The organism is Pseudomonas sp. 13B_2.1_Bac1, from assembly GCF_025466155.1.
In the GTDB taxonomy this organism is placed as follows: domain Bacteria; phylum Pseudomonadota; class Gammaproteobacteria; order Pseudomonadales; family Pseudomonadaceae; genus Aquipseudomonas; species Aquipseudomonas aylmerensis.
In genome coordinates, this window is record NZ_JANLOH010000053.1 from 1 (window position 1) to 19,388 (window position 19,388).

Annotated in this window: 18 protein-coding genes; 3 read left to right on the forward strand and 15 right to left on the reverse strand. The window is 62.5% G+C overall.

Annotated elements, in window-relative coordinates:
* Positions 1-113 precede the first annotated feature (113 nt).
* The 12 genes from NTD80_RS12660 to arnC all read right to left on the reverse strand — a co-directional run bounded on the left by NTD80_RS12660 (position 114) and on the right by arnC (position 13,162).
* The gene (locus NTD80_RS12660) at positions 114-1,265 is read right to left on the reverse strand and encodes an acyl-CoA dehydrogenase family protein (RefSeq protein WP_262133862.1); all 1,152 of its coding nucleotides are present in this window, start codon (positions 1,263-1,265) and stop codon (positions 114-116) included.
* 3 nt (positions 1,266-1,268) lie between these two features.
* Complete coding sequence (locus tag NTD80_RS12665) at positions 1,269-2,372, reverse strand: enoyl-CoA hydratase/isomerase family protein (RefSeq protein ID WP_262133864.1); 1,104 nt, start codon at positions 2,370-2,372, stop codon at positions 1,269-1,271.
* A gap of 142 nt (positions 2,373-2,514) precedes the next feature.
* On the reverse strand, positions 2,515-3,225 hold the full coding sequence (locus NTD80_RS12670; protein WP_065905352.1) for an HPP family protein: 711 nt from the start codon (positions 3,223-3,225) through the stop codon (positions 2,515-2,517).
* A 183-nt stretch (positions 3,226-3,408) separates the two neighbouring features.
* Complete coding sequence (locus NTD80_RS12675; RefSeq protein WP_262134011.1) at positions 3,409-3,567, reverse strand: hypothetical protein; 159 nt, start codon at positions 3,565-3,567, stop codon at positions 3,409-3,411.
* 289 nt (positions 3,568-3,856) lie between these two features.
* Positions 3,857-5,479: an ArnT family glycosyltransferase gene (locus NTD80_RS12680; protein ID WP_262133867.1), complete on the reverse strand. Its 1,623-nt coding sequence runs from the start codon at positions 5,477-5,479 to the stop codon at positions 3,857-3,859.
* A 3-nt stretch (positions 5,480-5,482) separates the two neighbouring features.
* The gene (locus NTD80_RS12685; protein ID WP_065905348.1) at positions 5,483-6,862 is read right to left on the reverse strand and encodes a UDP-glucose dehydrogenase family protein; all 1,380 of its coding nucleotides are present in this window, start codon (positions 6,860-6,862) and stop codon (positions 5,483-5,485) included.
* Positions 6,859-7,260, reverse strand: coding sequence for a 4-amino-4-deoxy-L-arabinose-phosphoundecaprenol flippase subunit ArnF (gene arnF / locus NTD80_RS12690; RefSeq protein ID WP_065905346.1), 402 nt, complete (start codon positions 7,258-7,260; stop codon positions 6,859-6,861). Before arnF ends, NTD80_RS12685 begins: the two co-directional genes overlap by 4 nt.
* A complete protein-coding gene (gene arnE, locus NTD80_RS12695; protein ID WP_065905342.1) occupies positions 7,257-7,604 on the reverse strand; it encodes a 4-amino-4-deoxy-L-arabinose-phosphoundecaprenol flippase subunit ArnE in 348 nt (115 codons plus the stop codon). The genes arnF and arnE overlap by 4 nt, the downstream gene beginning before the upstream one ends.
* A complete protein-coding gene (gene arnT, locus NTD80_RS12700) occupies positions 7,601-9,256 on the reverse strand; it encodes a lipid IV(A) 4-amino-4-deoxy-L-arabinosyltransferase (protein ID WP_262133868.1) in 1,656 nt (551 codons plus the stop codon). Before arnT ends, arnE begins: the two co-directional genes overlap by 4 nt.
* On the reverse strand, positions 9,253-10,137 hold the full coding sequence (gene arnD, locus NTD80_RS12705) for a 4-deoxy-4-formamido-L-arabinose-phosphoundecaprenol deformylase (protein ID WP_065905338.1): 885 nt from the start codon (positions 10,135-10,137) through the stop codon (positions 9,253-9,255). Before arnD ends, arnT begins: the two co-directional genes overlap by 4 nt.
* Positions 10,137-12,128 carry a bifunctional UDP-4-amino-4-deoxy-L-arabinose formyltransferase/UDP-glucuronic acid oxidase ArnA gene (arnA, locus tag NTD80_RS12710; protein ID WP_065905336.1) on the reverse strand — a complete coding sequence of 664 codons (1,992 nt, stop codon included), beginning with the start codon at positions 12,126-12,128 and terminating at the stop codon, positions 10,137-10,139. Before arnA ends, arnD begins: the two co-directional genes overlap by 1 nt.
* On the reverse strand, positions 12,125-13,162 hold the full coding sequence (gene arnC, locus NTD80_RS12715; protein ID WP_065905334.1) for an undecaprenyl-phosphate 4-deoxy-4-formamido-L-arabinose transferase: 1,038 nt from the start codon (positions 13,160-13,162) through the stop codon (positions 12,125-12,127). The genes arnA and arnC overlap by 4 nt, the downstream gene beginning before the upstream one ends.
* Before the next feature lie 412 nt (positions 13,163-13,574).
* On the opposite strand from arnC, the gene NTD80_RS12720 reads away from it, so the two are divergent.
* Both NTD80_RS12720 and xerC read left to right on the forward strand, forming a co-directional pair.
* Positions 13,575-14,387 (forward strand): M949_RS01915 family surface polysaccharide biosynthesis protein, encoded by an 813-nt coding sequence (locus NTD80_RS12720; protein ID WP_262133869.1) that lies wholly within the window; start codon positions 13,575-13,577, stop codon positions 14,385-14,387.
* 108 nt (positions 14,388-14,495) lie between these two features.
* Positions 14,496-15,410: a tyrosine recombinase XerC gene (gene xerC / locus NTD80_RS12725; RefSeq protein ID WP_065905329.1), complete on the forward strand. Its 915-nt coding sequence runs from the start codon at positions 14,496-14,498 to the stop codon at positions 15,408-15,410.
* A 92-nt stretch (positions 15,411-15,502) separates the two neighbouring features.
* Here the strand turns inward: xerC and NTD80_RS12730 are convergent, their stop codons facing one another.
* Both NTD80_RS12730 and NTD80_RS12735 read right to left on the reverse strand, forming a co-directional pair.
* Positions 15,503-16,360: an SDR family oxidoreductase gene (locus NTD80_RS12730; protein WP_262133870.1), complete on the reverse strand. Its 858-nt coding sequence runs from the start codon at positions 16,358-16,360 to the stop codon at positions 15,503-15,505.
* Between the two features lie 95 nt (positions 16,361-16,455).
* Positions 16,456-17,358, reverse strand: a complete 903-nt coding sequence (locus tag NTD80_RS12735; RefSeq protein WP_262133871.1) for a LysR family transcriptional regulator — start codon at positions 17,356-17,358, stop codon at positions 16,456-16,458.
* 114 nt (positions 17,359-17,472) lie between these two features.
* On the opposite strand from NTD80_RS12735, the gene NTD80_RS12740 reads away from it, so the two are divergent.
* Positions 17,473-18,087, forward strand: a complete 615-nt coding sequence (locus tag NTD80_RS12740; protein ID WP_262133873.1) for a LysE family translocator — start codon at positions 17,473-17,475, stop codon at positions 18,085-18,087.
* A gap of 30 nt (positions 18,088-18,117) precedes the next feature.
* Here the strand turns inward: NTD80_RS12740 and NTD80_RS12745 are convergent, their stop codons facing one another.
* Complete coding sequence (locus tag NTD80_RS12745; protein WP_262133874.1) at positions 18,118-19,338, reverse strand: multidrug effflux MFS transporter; 1,221 nt, start codon at positions 19,336-19,338, stop codon at positions 18,118-18,120.
* Between the last annotated feature and the right edge of the window lie 50 nt (positions 19,339-19,388).

Genomic DNA, 19,388 nt, shown 5'->3' on the forward strand with positions numbered 1-19,388 from the left:
GGGGCGCCCCCCCCCCCCCCGCCCCCCCCCCCCCCCCCCCCCCCCCCCCCCCGCCCCCCCCCCCCCCCCCCCCCCCCCCCCCCCCCCCCCACATGGGGGGTGTGGTCTTTCAGTTAGAGGGGATAGTTCTTCAGTTCCCGGGCAATCACCATCCGCTGTATCTCGCTGGTCCCTTCGTAAATCTGCGTGATCCGCGCATCGCGGTAGTAGCGTTCCACGGGATAATCTTCCAGATACCCATACCCACCGTGAATCTGCATCGCCGAGGAGCAGACCTTTTCGGCCATTTCCGAGGCGAACAGCTTGGCCTGGGAGGCTTCCGACAGGCACGGTTTGCCGGCCGAGCGCAGGCGCGCGGCGTGCAGGATCAACAAGCGCGCGGCATTCAGGCGGGTTTGCATGTCGGCCAGCAGATTCGCCACGCTCTGGTGCTCGATGATTGCCTTGTCGAACTGCACGCGGTCGCGGGCGTAGACCAGCGCAGCTTCAAACGCCGCGCGGGCGATGCCCAGGGCCTGGGCGGCAATGCCGATGCGGCCGCCTTCCAGGTTCGACAGTGCAATCGCCAGGCCTTTGCCGCGCTCACCCAGCAGGTTGGCCTCCGGCACGCTGCATTGGTTGAGGGTGACGGCGCAAGTGTCCGAGGCGCGAATGCCCATCTTGTGTTCGGTACGGTCGACGACAAAGCCTGGGGTGTCGGTGGGCACCAGGAATGCGGAGATACCTTTCTTGCCCAATTGCGGGTCGGTCACGGCGAACACAATAGCGAGCTTGGCGCGCTTGCCGTTGCTGACAAATTGCTTGGCACCACTGATCACCCATTGGCCATCGCGCAACTCGGCGCGGGTGCGCAGGTTGTGCGCTTCGGAACCGGCCTGCGGTTCGGTGAGACAGAAGCAACCGATTGCCTGGCCACTGGCGAGGTCGGCCAGCCAGGTCTGTTTCTGTTCCTGTGTGCCGTAGTTGAGAATGGGCCCGCAACCGACTGAATTGTGGATACTCATCAGCGCGCCGGTGGCGCCGTCGCCGGCGGAAATTTCCTCGACCGCCAAGGCATATGCGACGTAGTCGACATAAGTGCCACCCCATTCTTCAGGGACCACCATGCCCAGCAGCCCGAGTTCGCCCATCTTCGCGACCAGGGCATCGTCGATCCAGCCGGCTTTCTCCCAGGCCTGGGCATGGGGGGCGATTTCGCCACGGGCAAAGTCACGCGCCATGTCGCGAATCATCACTTGTTCTTCAGTGTATTCAATATCTTGCATGGCTTAGTTCGCAACCTTCTCGAAGTGATGGAAGAAGCTCTCGACATGGGTGTTGTCCAGGCCGTGCAGCGTCGGTGGATTCCAACGCGGGGCCTTGTCCTTGTCGATGATCAGCGCACGAACGCCTTCGATGAGGTCGCCGCGTTCAAACCACTGGCGGTCAAGGTGCAGTTCCAGGGCAAAGCAGCGTTCCAGCGGCAGGCGCCGGCCGCGACGCAGCATTTCCAGGGTCACGGCCATGGCCAGCGGCGAGCGGGTGTGCATCAGTTGGGCGGTAGTGAGCGCCCATTCATGGCTGTCGGCGACCGTCACCTGCTGCAATTGCTCGACGATACTCGGTATATCCGGCAGGCCGAAGAAATGGTCGATGGCCGGGCGCAAGGCGGCCAGCGGCGCGTCGGGCAACTGTTGCACGGCGAGTTTGGCCAGTACGCCCTGCAGGTCCTTGAGCGGCGACTCGTGCCATTGCAGGCGGTCGAGCTTGTGGTCGAGGTCGGCCAGCTTCGCGCTGTCCAGGTACCAATCGGCGAGGCCGCAGTAGAGGGCGTCGGCGGCGCGAATCTGCACGCCGGTGACGCCGAGGTAAATCCCCAGCTCGCCGGGAATGCGCGGCAAGAAGTAGCTGCCGCCAACGTCCGGGAAGTAACCGATTGCCACTTCCGGCATGGCCAGGCGGCTGCGCTCGGTGACCACGCGCAAATCCGCGCCCTGCACCAGGCCCATGCCGCCGCCGAGGACAAACCCGTCCATCAACGCGAGGACGGGTTTGCGGTAATGGTGGATCGCCAGGTCCAGCGCGTATTCCTCGACGAAGAAATCTTCGTGCAGGGTGTCGCCGCTTTTGAAGCTGTCGTAGAGGGAGCGAATATCACCGCCGGCGCAAAAGGCTTTTTCGCCGGCGCCGCGCAGCACCACGGCATGCACCTGCGGATCGTCGGCCCACGCCTGCAGCTGGCGGGCGAGGCTGCGGACCATGTCCAGGGTGATGGCGTTGAGGCCGGCAGGGCGGTTGAGGGTAAGGTGGCCGATGTGGTTGCGCACTTCGGCCAGGACGTCGTCTTGAAGGATATCGGCGCTGCTTGCTTGGTTTGAAACCTGAGCAGTCATCTGTAACTCCCTGCTTTTATTGTTCTTTATCAAGAGGTTCAGCGAAGAACCATCTCGCGATCGTACCAGTGCAAATTTGCCCAGTACAACCTTCAATCATGCAGGTCGTTTTTGCATTTATGCAGCAGGCCGCGTGTCTGCGTCAGGGGATGCGGCTGGCCAGGACTTCACCAATACTGCGGCGCCGCGCGTGGGTTTCGGCGGCGTGGATCAACTGTTCCAACTCGCTGGGGGCGACATCGTAGAACTGCTCCATGTCGGCCAGCGCGAGCTTCAGGTCGGCAGCGGTAATGGCCGGGTCTTGAGCGGCCCGGGTGTCTGGCAGGACCACCGCGGGAGCCTCGACCGCACCCTTGGGGTAGCGAGTGCGCGTGGCATTGTTGTAGGCCAGTGCACAGGCGAGCAGGGCGCCGGCACCCAGCAGCACCGCGCCCATCTCATGCCAGCCGAGGGCGGCCGAGGCCGGGTCGGCCAGTACCAGGGTCATGGCCAGGCCACCGGCAGGTGGATGCAGGCAGCGCAGCCAGCACATCAACACCACCGTCATGCCTGCCGCCAGGCAGGCACCGCCCAGGGTGCGCCCAAGGACGCGGGCCACCAGCAAGGCCACCACGCCGGCACACAGGTAGCTGCCGATGATCGACCAGGGTTGCGCGAGCGCGCCGGATGAGACCGCAAACAACAACACCGCCGAGGCCCCGAGTGGGCCCAGCAGGTGCAGGGCCACGTCCATGCCAAACACTTGGGCACATAACCACACGCTGAACAGCGTGCCGAGCGCCATGCCGATAGCGGCACGACTCCATTCAGTGGGACGGGTATTGATAGCAGCAGGGAACCAGCGAGCGAGCATTGACAGGCATTCCATAAACGACAGGCAAAAAAAAGGCTTGTCTGGTTGCCCGGAAAAGCCCTTTGAAAGTTCCAACATTGGGGGAAGGAACCTGTGCAGTGTGCCGTGCCTGTCGACACCGCGCCAATGCATATTAATGCAGGTTGAATCCAAAAATAATGCAGTTAAATCAGACTGCCACGCTTACACAAGAGGGACCTGCACACTGAGCTTGCCCAGGACACGATCGTCGGTCTCGTCGTTGAACAAGCGTTTTCGCAGATCCGCCTGCAGCCCGGTATCACTGGCAAGTGGGCCCTTGAGCGCTACCAGCGCGTCGCGTAATTCCATCAGCCGCTCCAGGGGCGGGACCGGCAAATAGCCAACGCGAACGAGATCGGGCTCCGGGGTCGCGTAGACGCCCGGCGAAACATCATCTGACACGGCATTGTCCTCTTATTGGATAGGCTGCGGCATACACCGCGGGCCTACAGCTTCCTTGTTGTTATGCATGACCCGTGGCGGTAAATGATTACCACACATGGCATTCGAGTTTACCGTTGGGTTTCGGACGCAGGGAAGGGCAATGGTCGCAGCAATTACGCATAGCTGCGTAGGAGTTTTCTGCGTCGGGAGCCCCGACGCAGAGCACTCAAGGGGGTGGGGCCTGGGCCAGGTGCAGCAGCACGTAGGGGTTGCGGTCGAACTCACCGCTCAGGGTCGGCGTGAGGGCGCGAAAGCGCGGGTCTTTCAACCCTTCGAAATCCGCCTCGCTCATCACCAGCCAGGCCGGCCCTTGTATCGGGTTAAGGTCAGCAGGGTTCTGGGTGAACAACGGGACTTGGTCGCAATCAAGGTTGACCATGTATTTGATGGCCTTGGCGTCTTTACCCAGGCCGTGCAATACCACGGGTGCGCGCTGCTGCATGACCTGCTCGTGCACCTGCAGGGTAAACGTGCGGGTGTCGTAGAGGCTGCGCTCTAGCGGCTCGACCACGCCGATATAGCTGGCCCACACCGCCAGTACACCGGCCAACGCCGGGCCGAGCGGGCGCAGTTGCGCCTTGAACAACGCCAGCAAAGCCAAGACCTGCAGCGCGCCCAGCAGGCCAAACATGGGTCCCAGATGCTCCAGCTGCTGCGGATAACGAGTGCGTGCGAACAACAACCCGGCGATCAGCAGCGTCGGAAGCAACGTCCAAATGCCCAGCATCAGCCTGCGCAACCCGGCAAACAGCCGATCCTCGGCAACCTGGAACGGATAGGCCGCAATGATTGCCGCCATGGGCAACATCGGCAGCACATAGCGCGCCTTTTTCGCCTGTGGGATCGACAGGCCAAGCATCACCAGCAGGCCGGCGGCCGCGCAGTACAGCACCAATTGCAAGGCCGGCTCCGGCGTACGCCGGCCGCCGAGGGCGATTGCCAGCAGCACCAGCAGCGCCACGGGATAGGCCATGGCGTAATTGCCCAGCGAACTGGTGAAGTAATACAGCACGCCGCTGGAGCCTTCGCTGCCGTCCATGCGCCCCAGGAACTGCATGCGGATCACGTCCTGCATGAAGCTTTCACCGCCGCTGAGCTTGGCCATCAGCAACAGCAGGCCGACACACGCCACCAACAGCGCCAGCGCCAGCAAGCCAAAACTGAACAACTGTCGCCATTGCCGATTGATCAGGTAGTAGCTGCACAGCACGCCGGTGGGTATCACCAGGCCAATCGGCCCGCGAATCGCAAAGCCGAGGATCAGCAGCAGGTACAGCCAGTGCAAGCGCTTGCCAGCACCGAAGTGGTCATGCGCGTAACCCAGGTAGAACACCGCCAGGGCAATTGCAGCGAGCATCTGGTCGAGGGATACCGAGCGGGTTTCACTGATGAAGGTACTGCTGAGCAGCAATACCGCGATGCTCAGCAGGCCCCAGTGCCGGGAGTAGGGCGCCGTGAGGCGATACACCAGCACCACGATCGCTGCCGAGGCCAGCGCCGTGGGCAACCAGGCCGTGAGGCTGGTGACCTGGCCCAGGGGCAACGACAGCAACCAGGTCAGCAGCGTCGAGGTGGCCAGGTAATCCGCATACGGCTGCCCGTAGGTGGTCGGGAAAAAGCCCGGCCCGTGGCGCAGCATCTCCTGGGCAAAAACCACGAAGCGCGAGTCGAAGCCGATAATCGCCTGGTGCCAGCTGCCAGCGATGAATAACGCCAGCGCCAGCAACCCCAGCAGCAGGGATTGGCGGCGAATCGTCGGGCTCAGCAGGGACGGTTGAGCTTTGTTCACGTATCAGGCTTCCACGACCTGTGGCACCCACTGTTGCTGCGGAATCGGCAACTGGCACGAGTCGCCACGGCCCATCGGGAAGTACTGGAAGCCTTTGCGCGCCAGGCGCTCGCCGTCATACAGGTTGCGGCCGTCGAAGATCACCGGGGTTTTCAGGCGCTGGTGAATCAGGTCGAAGTCCGGTGCCTTGAACTGCTGCCATTCGGTGCAGACGATCAGCGCATCGGCGCCGCTCAAGGTCGACTCCGGGGTGCCCATCAGCATCAGGCGCGGGTCATCGCCGTAGATACGCTGGGTTTCCTGCATGGCTTCCGGGTCGAACGCGCGTACGTTGGCGCCGGCGGCCCACAGGGCTTCCATCAATACACGGCTGGGGGCGTCGCGCATGTCGTCGGTGTTCGGTTTGAACGCCAGGCCCCAAAGGGCAAAGGTCTTGCCGCGCAGGTTGCCCTTGAAGAACGCATTGATACGCTCGAACAGCTTGCTCTTCTGGCGCTGGTTGATCGCTTCCACGGCTTCCAACAGGTCACTGGAGCAGTTGGCCTGCTTGGCACTGTGGATCAGCGCGCGCATGTCCTTGGGGAAGCACGAGCCACCGTAGCCGCAGCCAGGGTAGATAAAGTGGTAGCCAATGCGCGAGTCAGCGCCGATGCCCAGGCGTACAGCTTCGATATCCGCGCCCAAGTGTTCGGCCAGCTCGGCGATCTGGTTGATAAAGCTGATCTTGGTCGCCAGCATGCAGTTGGCGGCGTACTTGGTCAGCTCGGCGCTGCGCAGGTCCATGAAGATGATGCGGTCATGGTTGCGGTTGAACGGCGCGTACAGGTCGCGCATCACGTCGCGCACTTCTTCGCGCTCGCAGCCGATGATGATGCGATCCGGGCGGCGGCAGTCGGCCACGGCCGAGCCTTCCTTGAGAAATTCCGGGTTGGAGACGATATCGAACTCCAGGTGCCGGCCAGCCAGGTGCAGGGCCTTCTCGATGTGCGCGCGCAGGGTGTCGCCGGTGCCCACCGGCACGGTGGATTTTTCCACCAGGATCACCGGCTCGATACGGTGGCGGGCCACGGCATCACCTACCGACAGCACGTATTTCAGGTCGGCCGAGCCGTCTTCATCCGACGGTGTGCCCACGGCAATGAACAGCACTTCGCCGTGTTCGACGGCCAGCTTTTCATCAAAGGTGAAGTGCAGGCGCCCGCTCTCCAGGTTCTCCTTGACCATCGCGGCCAGCCCCGGCTCGAAGATGCTCACATGGCCTTGCTGCAACAGCTTGACCTTGTTTTGATCGACGTCCATGCAGATGACGTCGTGACCGACTTCGGCCAATACGGTGGCCTGCACCAGACCGACGTAACCACTACCAAATACACTGATTTTCATGGGGCATTCCTGGGACTTGTAGCGCTAGCACGGCGAGAGTTGATAACCAGCACACCGAGGATGACCAAGGCCACCCCCAGGGTTTTTGAAATCGAAAAGTGTTCGTTGAAGACCGGCAGGCTGGCCGCCAGCAGGTACACCAGCGCGTAGCTGATGCTCAGCAGCGAATAGGCCCGGCCCAACGGCAGGTGTTTGAGCGCGCCGAGCCAGCAGAGCATCGACAGCGCATAGGCGAGGATCGCCAGCAGCACCACAGCCAGGGCGCCGAGGTCGATCTGCGCCGTCAGCCATTCGTTGGGCAGCGGCAGGCGCGTCATGCTCCAGCGCATGCCCAGCTGGGCCGCGCTGACCAGTGCGACGCTGCCCAGGGCCAGGGCAAACCCCTGGACCCGGCTCATACGTGACGCCCCAGCAGCACGACGCCGCCGATCACCAGCGCCACGCCCAGCCAGTGACGGCCATCGATGTGTTCATGGAACACAAAACGCGCCATCAGCGTGACCAAGACAAAATTCAGGCTGAGCATCGGGTAGGCGATGCCGACCTCCAGGCGCTGCAGTACCAGCAGCCACACCAGCAGGCCCAGGCCCAGGCACACCAACGCCGCCCACAGCCACGGCGAGCGCAGTTTCAGCGCCCAGCCGTCCGGCAGGTCACGCCAGCTTTCCACGGCGAACTTTTGCGAGACCTGGCCCATGCAGGTCAGCAGGCAGGCGGCCAATAGCAGGAGCAGAGTGATCACGGCTGCACCTGCGGGAAGATCAGAATCACGATATTGCCTTGCTCATAACGCTCGCCGTCGGTGGGCAGCAGCGCCACTTCGGCGATTTCATCGTCGCCTTTGACGCGCATCACCACACCCACCGGCCCTTGTTTGCGCGCCTCGCTCATCCATTGCTGGACCTGGCGGGTGTCGACCTTGTGATGCCCGGCATCCGGGTAGGCCAGGCCGTATTTCACTTCTCCGACCGTGTTGTACAGCGTCACATCCGGGCGCTGCAGGCGCCACGCCAGGGCCGATGCCGCGCCGAGGTCGTTGCTGAGCAACGCCGTGGCCGGGCGCAGTGCCTGCAGGTGATCGATGATGAATTGATCCGGGGTCTTGTTGTAGACCACCGAATGCGGCAGTGCGGCCGGCAGCAGGGCGACCATCAGCCAACTGCCGATCACCGGCGCGGCCCACAGGTGCAATGGCCGTGCAGCCTGCAGCAGGTTGACCAGGATCCAGCCGAACAGGAAGACAAACACCAGCACCAGGCTGAAGGTTTCCTGGCCATGTTCGTACAGCGGCTTTTTCAGTTGGAACCAGCTCAGGGCGAGCAATACCACCACACCGAGAACCAGGTTCAGCCAGCCGTTGAGGCGCAACGCGCGACCGCGGCCCTGGGCCAATTTATCCGCCAGGGTGTTGCCCATCAGCAAGGCCAGCGGCAGCAGGCACGGCATGATGTAGGAGGGCAGCTTGCCTTTGGCCAGGCTGAAGAAGGCCAGGGGCATCAGCAGCCACAGCAACACAAAGCCGATCTTCGCCGTGCGCTTGTCTTGCCACGCCTGCTTGAGGGTGGACGGCAGCAGGGCGACCCACGGCAGCGAGAACGCCACCAGCAGCGGCAAGTAATACCAGAACGGTTCGGCATGCTGGGCGTCGTCGCCGGCAAAGCGCTGGATATGCTCGTGCCAGAAGAAGAAATTCCAGTAGTCCGGTTCCTGCAGGTGCACGGCCAATGCCCACGGCACGCTGACCACAATCGCCACCGCTACGGCCACCAGGCCATAACCCAGCAGTTCGCGAAAACGCTTCTGCCAGATTGCGTAGGGCAGGGCGATCAACACCGGCAACAGCCAGGCCAGGAACCCCTTGGTCATGAAGCCCATGCCACATGCCAGGCCCAGCACTGCCCAGGACCACAACCGGCCGCTGCGTGTGATGCTGTCGAAGCAAAACCACAGGGCCACACCGGTGAGGTTGACCCAGAAGGTGAACTGCGGATCCAGGTTGGCATAGCCTCCCAGGGCCGCGACGCTGACAAAGCTCATGTACAGCACGGTGCTGATCAGGCTTTTTTGCGGGTCATTCCACAACCGGCGTGACACCAGGTACACCAGCAGGATGCTCAGGCCGGTGCTCAATGCCGACGCAAAGCGCACGCCGAATAGGTTCTGCCCGAAGATCGCCTGGCCCAGCGCGATCATCCAGTAACCGGCCGCAGGCTTTTCGAAATAGCGAATACCCATGAAGTGCGGCGACGCCCATTTGCCGGTCAGCAGCATTTCCTGGCTGATCTGCGCATAGCGGGTTTCATCCGGAATCCACAGGCCGTGGGTGGCCAGCGGCAGCAGATAGAACACGCCGAACGCCAACAGGAGCAGGGGCAGGGCCCAACGGCGGATCATGCCTGTTGCACTCCGAGCCAACCCTCACGGCCGCTCAGGGCGCCGCGCACCAGCTGTTGCTGGGGCAGGGTGGTGACATCGGCAGGCAGCAACTCGCCCAGCGGTTGGAAATCGATGCCGCGCTGCCCTGCCTGGGCCAGCAACTGGCGAAAATCATTGGCCATCAGAATCCCTTCTACTTCTGCGTGGATGGTGTAGACGTTGAGCTTCGACTCCGCGAAGCGCTCGAGGATGTAGCTATTGAAATCCTTGGCAGCCACCACCGGCCCGACGACTTCGTCGAAGGTCGGCAGGTCGACCGGAATCTGTGGGGTGCCCGCGCTGCCATCGGCCAAGGTTGGCCTGAACAGGCTGGTGCCCCGACAATCACTGTTGTAGCGGAAGTTGAACCCTTGCTTGGCCTGCACCACGCGTTCATCGGCGCGCCAACCGGCGGCCGCGGAACAGTCGATGCGTTCACCCAGGATATCGCTCAGGGTGTCGACGCCGCGCCGAATCTGCTCGACCAGCTGCGCGTCGCTCCAGCGCCCGGTGTTGGCCTGCCAGCCATGGTGATCCCAGGCATGCAGGCCGACTTCATGGCCGGCAGCCTTGGCCTGGCGCATCAAATGCCCCAGGTCACGGCCGATCGGTTTGCCCGGCCAGGCAGTGCCGGCGAGCAAAATATCCCAGCCATACAGGCCGGCAGCGTTGGAACGCAGCATCTTCCACAGGAACTGCGGGCGGATCAGGCGCCACAAGTGGCGCCCCATGTTGTCCGGCCCGACACTGAAGAAGAACGTCGCCTTGACCCCGGCTTCATCCAGGGATTCGAGCAGCCGCGGCACCCCTTCACGGGTCCCACGGTAGGTGTCGACGTCAATGCGCAAGCCTGCCTTCATTACTTCTTGTCCGCGATTTCGAGCATGGCTTCACGCAGGAAGAAGTCCAGGGTGTTGCCGATGGTCTCGCTCATCTCCACGGTCGGCTCCCAGTTCAGCAGGCGCTTGGCATTTTCGATGCTTGGCTTGCGGTGTGCCACGTCCTGGTAACCGGTGCCGTAGAACGCCTTGCTCTCGACGTCGCGGAAACCGGCGAACGGCGGGAAGTTGCCGCGCAACGGATGCGCTTCGAACTGACGCAGCAGCTCTTCGCCCAGCTGGCGGATGCTCGCTTCGTTTTCCGGGTTGCCGATGTTGATGATCTGGCCGTTGCAGACATCGTTGTCGTTATCAATGATGCGCGCCAGGGCTTCGATGCCGTCGGCGATGTCAGTGAAGCAACGCTTTTGCTCGCCGCCGTCGAACAGGCGGATCGGCGTGCCTTCCACCAGGTTGAGGATCAACTGGGTGATCGCGCGGGAGCTGCCGATACGAGCCGAATCCAGGCGGTCCAGGCGCGGGCCCATCCAGTTGAAGGGACGGAACAGTGTGAAGTTCAGGCCTTTGGCGCCGTAGGCCCAGATCACGCGGTCGAGCAGTTGCTTGGAGACCGAGTAGATCCAGCGCTGCTTGTTGACCGGGCCGACCACCAGGTTGGAGGTGTCTTCGTCGAAGTACTGGTCCTGGCACATGCCATAGACTTCGGAGGTCGACGGGAAGATCACGCGCTTGTTGTACTTGACGCAGTAGCGCACCAGCTTGAGGTTTTCCTCGAAGTCCAGCTCGAACACGCGCAGCGGGTTACGCGTGTATTCGATTGGCGTGGCGATGGCCACCAGCGGCAGGACCACGTCGCACTTCTTGATGTGGTACTCGATCCACTCGGTGTGGATGCTGATGTCGCCTTCCACGTAGTGGAAGTTCGGGTGGCTGCGCAGGCGCTCGATGGCGTCGGAGCCGATGTCCAGGCCGTAGACTTCGTAGCGGTCGTCACGCAGCAGGCGCTCGGACAGGTGGTTACCGATAAAGCCGTTCACACCGAGGATCAGCACGCGGGTACGGCGCGGCTTGCGGCCGGACTCGGCGCCACGCAGCACGGAGCCGTCGACCAGGCCGAGTTCATTGGCCAGGGATGGGCCGGCCAGGTACAGGCCGTTGTCATTGCGCTGGCCGAACTTGACCACCAGCGAGTCTTCACCACAGGCGATGCGCAGCGGGTTGACGCTGATCACGCGGCCCGGCGCCAGGCCTTCATTGCCCTTCACCACCTCGGCCTGCCAGACGATCAGCTTGTGCTCGCCCACGGCGCAGAAGGCGCCCGGGTACGGTTGGGTCACGGCGCGAACCAGGTTGAACAGCTCTTCAGCCGGCTTTTTCCACTCCAGCTTGCCGTCAGCAGCGGTGCGACGACCGAAGTAGGTGGCCTGACTTTCGTCCTGGGCGGTTTCAGTCAGCTTGCCAGCGGCCAGTTGCGGCAGGGCGTCACGCAGCAGGTTGCTGGCGGCGTCGCGCAGTTTGGCGTGCAGGGTCAGGCCGGTGTCGGTGCGCTCGATGGCGACCTTCTGCTGGGCCAGGATCGCGCCGGCATCGGCACGCTTGACCATGCGGTGCAGGGTCACGCCGGTTTCGGTTTCGCCTTTCACCAGCACCCAGTTGGCCGGTGCACGGCCACGGTATTTGGGCAACAGCGAACCGTGCAGGTTGAACGCGCCTTTGCTGGCGGTGGCCAACAGGGCTTCGCTCAGCAGGTTGCGGTAGTAGAAGGAGAAGATGAAGTCCGGCTTGAGCTTGGCAATACGCTCGATCCACAGCGGGTGGTTGGCGTCTTCCGGCGCGTGCACTGGAATGCCGTTACGGGCGCACAACTGCGCGACGGAACCGTAGAAGTTGTTTTCCTTGGGGTCGTCGGCATGGGTAAACACGGCAGCAATGTCGTAGCCGGCAGCCAGCAGGGCTTCAATGCCTGCACAGCCAATATCGTGGTAAGCGAAGACAACGGCGTTTGAATTCATGACGAAACCTGATCGGAAGGAGAAGTAGAAGTGGTATGGGAAGACACCAGGCCGTCGACGACGACCACGGGTGCCGGTGCTGCAGGTTGGTTGCGCAGCACTTTTTCAATGAAGAACCGGGGGCGGGCACGCACGTCGCTGTACATGCGGCCCAGGTATTCACCCAGCAGGCCCATGCCGATGAACTGGCCACCAGTGAACACGAACAGCACGGCGAACAACACGAACAGGCCATCACCGGCCCAGTCGGCACCGAATGCCAGGCGCATGACGATCAACGCGAAGGCGAAAAAAACGCCCAGTGCCGCCAGGCTGAAGCCGACGATGGACAGCAGCCGCAGCGGGGTGGTGGTCATGCAGGTCAGCAGGTCGAACATCAGGCTGATCAGGCGCATGGCGCTGTATTTGGATTCGCCGTGCTCGCGCTCGGCGTGGTGCACCAGGATCTCGGTGGTGTGGCGGGCAAAGCCGTTGGCCAGGATCGGAATGAAGGTGCTGCGCTCGCGGCAGGCAAGCATGGCGTCGACGATGGTGCGCCGGTAAGCGCGCAGCATGCAGCCGTAGTCGGTCATGGCCACGCCGGTGGAGCGTTGCACCGCCAGGTTGATCAGGCGCGACGGCCAGCGGCGAAAGGCCGAGTCCTGGCGATTGTTGCGCACGGTGGCGACCACGTCGTAGCCCAGCGCGGCTTGTTCGACCAGGCGCGGGATTTCTTCGGGTGGGTTCTGCAGGTCGGCGTCGAGGGTAATCACCACCTCGCCCCGGCACTGCTCGAAACCGGCCATGATTGCGGCGTGCTGGCCGTAGTTGCGGTTGAGGATCACCGCGACCACCTTGCTGCCGTCTACGGCGGCAGCGTCTTCCAGCAGTTGGGCCGAATTGTCGCGGCTACCGTCATCCACCAGGATGATTTCGTATTCGTAGGCCAGTTGCTGGCACGCTGCGGTGGTGCGACGCAGCAGTTCAGGCAGGCTTTCTTGTTCGTTGTAGACCGGGATGACGATCGACACGCAATGAATAGGGTAGGGTTTCAAAGATTCATGACCTCGGGGGTTAGCGCAACTTGGAGCGTGAAAACATCAATAAACACTGGGCAAACGTCTAGACCGTAGAAGTAGGGACGGTGCTAAAGGTGAAGCGTAATCAACAGGTTAGACGGCGTTGCGCAATTTGCTATTAAGTTTCACGTTCAAGATTAAGCGCAAAAATGTTGAACAGATATGAAAGGCGGATGAAAAACTCGTTTATTTGACAGGTAGACAGCTAGGGTTCAGCTAGACATCCACGGCGTTGTCCATTGAATTGGCTGGCGAAATAGGAACGGCCGCGCAGGTGTTTGGTTCAACGCAAACGTGCGTCCTGTGCGTTGGCACTTTATTCAAGAATCTTCTCTGCAATGCGCCCCAAGTGCCGGTAAAGTAAGCCGTCTCTTGCCAGGGTGATCGGATGAATAGCGTGCAGCTTTTACGCGGCCAGTTGCGGCCAGTGTTGATGGGATTGTTGATGACCGTGGCGTGCGTCACCACGGTGCGCGCCGACGACGGCGTGGCGCTGACCAGCATCGACCAGGTGCCGGACGGGGTGGAAGTGCGCGGCAAGCAGATCGCCGCGTATACCTGGGAGGATCGCCAGGGCAAGAACCTGCTGGTGCTCGCCGAGCAAGTCAGCGAGCGCGACGATGACGGGACTCAGTCGGCCTTCGTCTACGCGGCTCAGTACCTGATCGATGGCAATCGCCCCAAACGCGTGTGGATGCTCTACGACGACGTGCAGCACTGCGAATTCGATGCCGCCCTGCGCTTCGACAGGGAGGCGACCAAGGTCACCGACCTTACCGGCGATGGCATCACCCAGGCGACCGTGGGTTACTCGCGCACCTGCACCAGCGACGTCAGCCCCAATGAATTCAAGTTGATCATGCACGTGGGCAAGTCGCAGAAGTACCGCCTGCGCGGTGTCGACCGGGTCGGCGCCAGTTGGTGGGATGAAGAAGCGGGCGCCCTGCGCGGCATGCCGTTGCCCAAGGATTGCAGCGTGGCCGGCCAGCAGGCATTGGTCAGCCAATACAAGGAGCAAGGCACCGAGTTGCCCTTGCCGGGCTGCTATGGCGATGAGAAGGATTTTGCCAAGGCCCCTGAGGCGTACCTGACCTTTATGCGTCAGCACTGGTTCGCGCTGATGCAGAAGCAGGACACGGATTGGAGCCAGGCCCAGACCCAACCGCAAGACCCCACCGAGGATGACGACAGCGCCCCGTGATGTGGTGCGAGGGCTCCTGCTGGGGTAGACTCAGGCCTCGCCAATTCACTAAATACCTCGATTAAACAATGGCTTGTTCGAGGTATTTAATCCAAAGGCTGATCTACCTTGACTGAGTCTATCCGCAACCCGCTGACCCTTTACCTCACCCGCCTGGCGCCCTCCAGCCAACTGACCATGCGCTACGTGCTGCAGGACGCCGCCGACCGCCTGGGCTTCGAGGACATCAACCTCGAAGACATCGACTGGCACCTGCTGCAGCCTGAACACGTGATCGCCCTGGTCGCCGCCTTGCGTGAGGACGGCTACGCGCCCAACACCTCATCGTTGTATGTGAACGCCGTGCGCGGGGTGATGAACGAGGCGTGGCGCCTGAGCCTGATCAGCCAGGAACACCTGCTGCGCATGCGCACGGTCAAGGCCGCGCCCGGTACCCGCCTGGGCCAGGGGCGCAACCTGCGACGCACGCTGATCCGCGAAATGATGGAAGTCTGCGCCGCCGACCCACGCCCACAGGGCCTGCGGGACGCGGCGGTGATCGGCATCCTGTACGGCTCGGGCATGCGCAAGTCGGAGTCGGTCAACCTCGACCTGGCGCAGATCAATTTTGCAGAGCGCAGCCTGCGGGTGATCGGCAAGGGCAACAAGGAGCTGGTCAAGTATGCGCCGGACTGGGCCTTCGCCAAGTTGCAGGCCTGGCTGGCGTTTCGGCGCGAGCAACTCAAGGAAGGTGAGCAGGACGACAGTTTCCTGTTCAATCGCATCCGTCGCGGCAGCCATATCACCCGCGAACGCATTACCAAACATGCGATTTACTACATTGCCCGCCAGCGCGGCGAGCAGGTGGGCGTGAAGATCATGCCCCACGACTTCCGGCGCTCGTTCATCACGCGGGTGATCGAGGAGCATGATCTGTCGATCGCACAGAAGCTCGCGCACCACACCAATATCCAGACCACCGCCAGCTATGACGTGCGTGACGACAATGAGCGGCGGCGGGCGGTGGATCGGTTCGATCTGTAGAGCGGTTTTTGTGGGAGCCGCGCTTGCCCGCGATGCAGGCGCCTCGGTCTTCCTGGGAAGCCGAGAGGCCGACACCGCCGGCAAGCCAGTTGCTACAGGATGGGTTTGCCGCCGGTGACGGCATAGCGGGAGCCGGAGATGTAGCTGGCTTCATCCGAGGCCAGCAGCACATAGATCGGTGCCACTTCGACCGGCTGGCCAGGGCGGCCCAGCGGGGTTTCGCTGCCAAAGCTCCGGACGTCTTCATCGGGCATGGTTGCCACGATCAGCGGCGTCCAGATCGGCCCAGGTGCCACGCTGTTTACCCGAATCCCCTTGCTGCCGAGCAATTGCGCCAGGCCGCCGGTGAAGTTGGCAATCGCGCCCTTGGTCGCGGCATAGGCCAGCAGGGTCGGCTTGGGCATGTCGGAATTGACCGAACTGGTGTTGATGATCGAGCTGCCGGCCTGCATATGCGGCAGTGCAGCCTTGCAGATACGAAACATCGCGGTGATGTTGATATCGAAGGTCTTCACCCATTCCTCATCCTCGATCTCTTCGAGGGTTTCATGGGTCATCTGGAACGCCGCGTTATTCACCAGCACGTCAATGCGGCCGAACTGTTCGACCGTCTTGTCGACCAGTGCCTGGCAGTTGGCTTTCTGCGCGATATCACCGGGCAGCAGCAGGCACTGGCGGCCCGCTTCTTCAACCCAGCGTGCGGTTTCCTTCGCGTCCTCGTGTTCGTCCAGGTAGGCAATGGCAACATCGGCACCTTCGCGGGCAAACGCGATGGCCACCGCGCGACCGATGCCGCTGTCGGCACCGGTGATCAGGGCGATCTTGTTGGCCAGTCGGCCGGAGCCCTTGTAGCTCTTCTCGCCACAATCGGGATAAGGCTCCATTTTCTTCTGGGTGCCGGGCACGGCTTGGGCTTGAGGGGCGAAGGGTGGGCGTGGATAGTCAGTCATTTCAATCTCCATAGCGCATCAAGGGTGCTATGGGGTTAGTAGTTTTGGCGGCCGCGATAGTTGTAATGGATGCCTGGCGGGCCCGACGAATGGTCTCAACCCGTGGCGGGTAAAAACACCAGGCCCGGCAGGTCGATGGCCGGGATATGTCCGCTGAGCGCATCGCGCAGCGCCTTCACTTGCTGGGTGTGCCGAGTCCCTTTCGGCCATACCAGGTAGTAGCCATCACCGGAGGCGACGGCCTTGCCGTACGGCAAGCCGATCAACCCGTCGCGGACATCGTCGGCCACCAGGTGCAGGTCGCCGATGGAGACACCGTGGCCGCGCATGGCCGCCGAAATGGCCTGGTCGAGCGTGTCGAAGACCTTGCCGCGATCCAGATTGATCCGGGCTTCCAGCGACAGGGCCGCCAGCCAGCGGCGCCAGTCGCGACGGTCGGGAGTGGGATGGATCAGTTCGGCGTGCGGCAGTTCGACGTCGATCTTGCCCGGCGCGCAGATGGGGATCAGCCATTCATCAAACAGCTTGTACGCCTGCACATCGGCACCGAAATGGCCGTTGCCGAGCAAAATCGCGCAGTCGTAGGGCTCGGCGTAGAAGTCCACGCTGTCGAAATCCATCCAGACACTGGCCAGTTGCACGGTCAGCTCGGCCTTGAGAAGGTCCAGCGTGTGCAGCAGCCAGCGCATGGTCAGCGTGGAGGGCGCCTTCAGGCGCAAGTTGCCGGTGCCGGCACGAAACGGTGCACAGGCTTGTTCGATGATGCGAAAGCCAACCTTGAGTTCCTGCGCCAGCCGCTCACCGGCAGCGGTCAGTTGCAGCCTGGGCCCATGCCGCTCGAACAGCCGGCAGTCAAGGATGCCTTCGAGTGTCTTGATATGGCGACTGATCGCACTTTGAGTCAACGACAGCTCTTGCGCCGCGCGGGTAAACGAAGAAGAGCGTGCCGCGATTTCAAAGGCGCGCAGGGCATACAGTGGCGGGATGCGTTCGGCCATGGCGATTATTCATTGTGATAAATACTCATAGTAGGTCACAGGCTTTTGCGTTTTTCAACGCGTGCCTGATGCCTCACGCTGCCAGCCCCTGAACCCCACTAGGCTGTGCGCACCATGGACACTTCATTACTGCTGGTCTACCTGCTCAGCGTCTTCATGCTGATCGCCACCCCGGGCCCGGTGGTGGCGCTGATCATCACGACCAGCCAGCAGGCCGGCACCCGACATGCGTTGTGGACGGCTGTGGGGACCAACCTCGCGTCGCTGACCCTGGCAGTACTGGCAGTGCTGATTCTGGCGGGCAGCCTGTCGGTCAGCCCGGCACTGTTGAACGGCATCAGTGTTATCGGCTGCCTGTTTATCCTCTACCTGGGCATCCAGGGCCTGCGTTGCCCTGCAGGTCAAACGCCTGCGGCCGGCCGTCGCGGTGGCACTGTCTGCACCGGCTTCCTGGTGGGCATCTCCAACCCCAAGGACATCATTTTCTTCGTGGCGTTTTTCCCGCAGTTCATCCAGGTAACCGACTCGTTCAGCCGCAGTGTGACGCTGTTGACCCTGGCGTGGGTGGTCATCGACTTCCTGGTGCTGGCGTTCTACATCGCCATTGCCCGCAGGCCGTTTGCGCTGAAGTACCGCGACGGCATCAACCGGGTGGCCAGCCTGGTGTTGCTTGCGGTGGCGCTGGTCGGCATCGTGCATTCGGTTGCAGGCACGGCCAGCATTGCCTAGCCCAGGCGCCATGCCCGCAAAATCGTGCGTTCACTGAGCGGGCGGCGTGTGCGGCACGCTGGACGCCAGATGCGGTGGCAGGCGCTGCAAGGTCCACAGTGTCGTGAGCAGCGCCGCGACCCCGCACAGTGCGATGCCGATCAACATCGGTGCCGGCGTGTGGTCGGCGAACACGCCGACCAGGGTCATCGACACGGCGGCGGTTACCATCTGGATAGCCCCCAGCAGTGCCGACGCCGAACCCGCCACCGCGCCATGATCTTCCAGGGACAATACGCCGGCGGCTGGTAACAACAGGCCGAGAAAGCCAAAGCCGATAAACAGCAGCGTCATCATCAGGGCGAGGTTGTCGCTCCATAGGGTGGTCACAGCGAGCAGGACCATCACCGCCGCGACGCTGACCACGGACCAGCGAATCAACGGCGCCAGGCCGAAGTGCGCACTGAGGCGTGCGGTGAGCTGGCTCATGGCAAAAAACGACGCGGCGTTGAGGGCGAAGCACAGGCTGAACTGGGTCGGAGTCAGGCCGAAATACTCGATGTACACGAACGGCGCGCTGCCGATAAACACAAAGAATGTCGCCAGGCCAAACCCACAGACCACCGACAAACCGGTGAAGACCGGGTCGTGGAGGAGGGCGCCGTAACTGCCGAACGCGCTGCCCAGGGTCTTGCCCAGACGCCGCTCGGCGGGGTGGGTTTCCGGCAGTTGCACGACGGTCATCACCAGGCAGAGCACAGCCACCACGGCGAGCACGACAAACACTTCACGCCAGCTCCACAGCGAAATCACCAGGCTGCCGGCCAGCGGCGCAAGGATCGGCGAGACGCTCATTACTAGCATCAGCAAGGCCATCAGGCGCGCGGCTTCGTGGCCGGTGTACAAGTCGCGCACGATGGCTCGCGGAATCACCATCCCGGCGCACGCCCCGAACGCCTGCACCGCGCGAAAGCCAATCAGCACTTCAATGCTCGGGGCCAGCGCGCAACCGATGCTGCCCACGGCAAAGATCACCAGGCCGGCATAGATCGGCAGCTTGCGCCCGAACACATCGCTGATCGGGCCGTAGAACAGTTGGCACACGCCAACGATGATGAAGAACACCGTCAGGCTCATCTGTACCGCCGCCGGCGACGCCTGCAGGCTGGCGCCGAGGGTCGGCAGGGCCGGCAGGTAGATGTCGATGGCGAAAGGCCCGACGGCGGTGATCAACCCAAGCAGGAGGGCGAGGTGGGCAATACTTCGAGACATGGAATATCCGGGGGAGGGCGTGCAAAAGAGCGTCAGCTTAAGTTTCGTAC

Excerpts from the sequence above, each read along its gene's own strand:
- NTD80_RS12740 (WP_262133873.1), top strand. The coding sequence starts at position 17,473 with ATGGACACTTCATTACTGCTGGTCTACCTGCTCAGCGTCTTCATGCTG.
- NTD80_RS12660 (WP_262133862.1), bottom strand. The coding sequence starts at position 1,265 with ATGCAAGATATTGAATACACTGAAGAACAAGTGATGATTCGCGACATG.
- arnA (WP_065905336.1), bottom strand. The coding sequence starts at position 12,128 with ATGAATTCAAACGCCGTTGTCTTCGCTTACCACGATATTGGCTGTGCA.
- NTD80_RS12685 (WP_065905348.1), bottom strand. The coding sequence starts at position 6,862 with ATGAAAATCAGTGTATTTGGTAGTGGTTACGTCGGTCTGGTGCAGGCC.
- NTD80_RS12665 (WP_262133864.1), bottom strand. The coding sequence starts at position 2,372 with ATGACTGCTCAGGTTTCAAACCAAGCAAGCAGCGCCGATATCCTTCAA.
- NTD80_RS12735 (WP_262133871.1), bottom strand. The coding sequence starts at position 17,358 with ATGGCCGAACGCATCCCGCCACTGTATGCCCTGCGCGCCTTTGAAATC.
- arnD (WP_065905338.1), bottom strand. The coding sequence starts at position 10,137 with ATGAAGGCAGGCTTGCGCATTGACGTCGACACCTACCGTGGGACCCGT.
- arnF (WP_065905346.1), bottom strand. The coding sequence starts at position 7,260 with ATGAGCCGGGTCCAGGGGTTTGCCCTGGCCCTGGGCAGCGTCGCACTG.
- NTD80_RS12730 (WP_262133870.1), bottom strand. The coding sequence starts at position 16,360 with ATGACTGACTATCCACGCCCACCCTTCGCCCCTCAAGCCCAAGCCGTG.
- NTD80_RS12745 (WP_262133874.1), bottom strand. The coding sequence starts at position 19,338 with ATGTCTCGAAGTATTGCCCACCTCGCCCTCCTGCTTGGGTTGATCACC.
- NTD80_RS12670 (WP_065905352.1), bottom strand. The coding sequence starts at position 3,225 with ATGCTCGCTCGCTGGTTCCCTGCTGCTATCAATACCCGTCCCACTGAA.
- arnT (WP_262133868.1), bottom strand. The coding sequence starts at position 9,256 with ATGATCCGCCGTTGGGCCCTGCCCCTGCTCCTGTTGGCGTTCGGCGTG.
- NTD80_RS12720 (WP_262133869.1), top strand. The coding sequence starts at position 13,575 with ATGAATAGCGTGCAGCTTTTACGCGGCCAGTTGCGGCCAGTGTTGATG.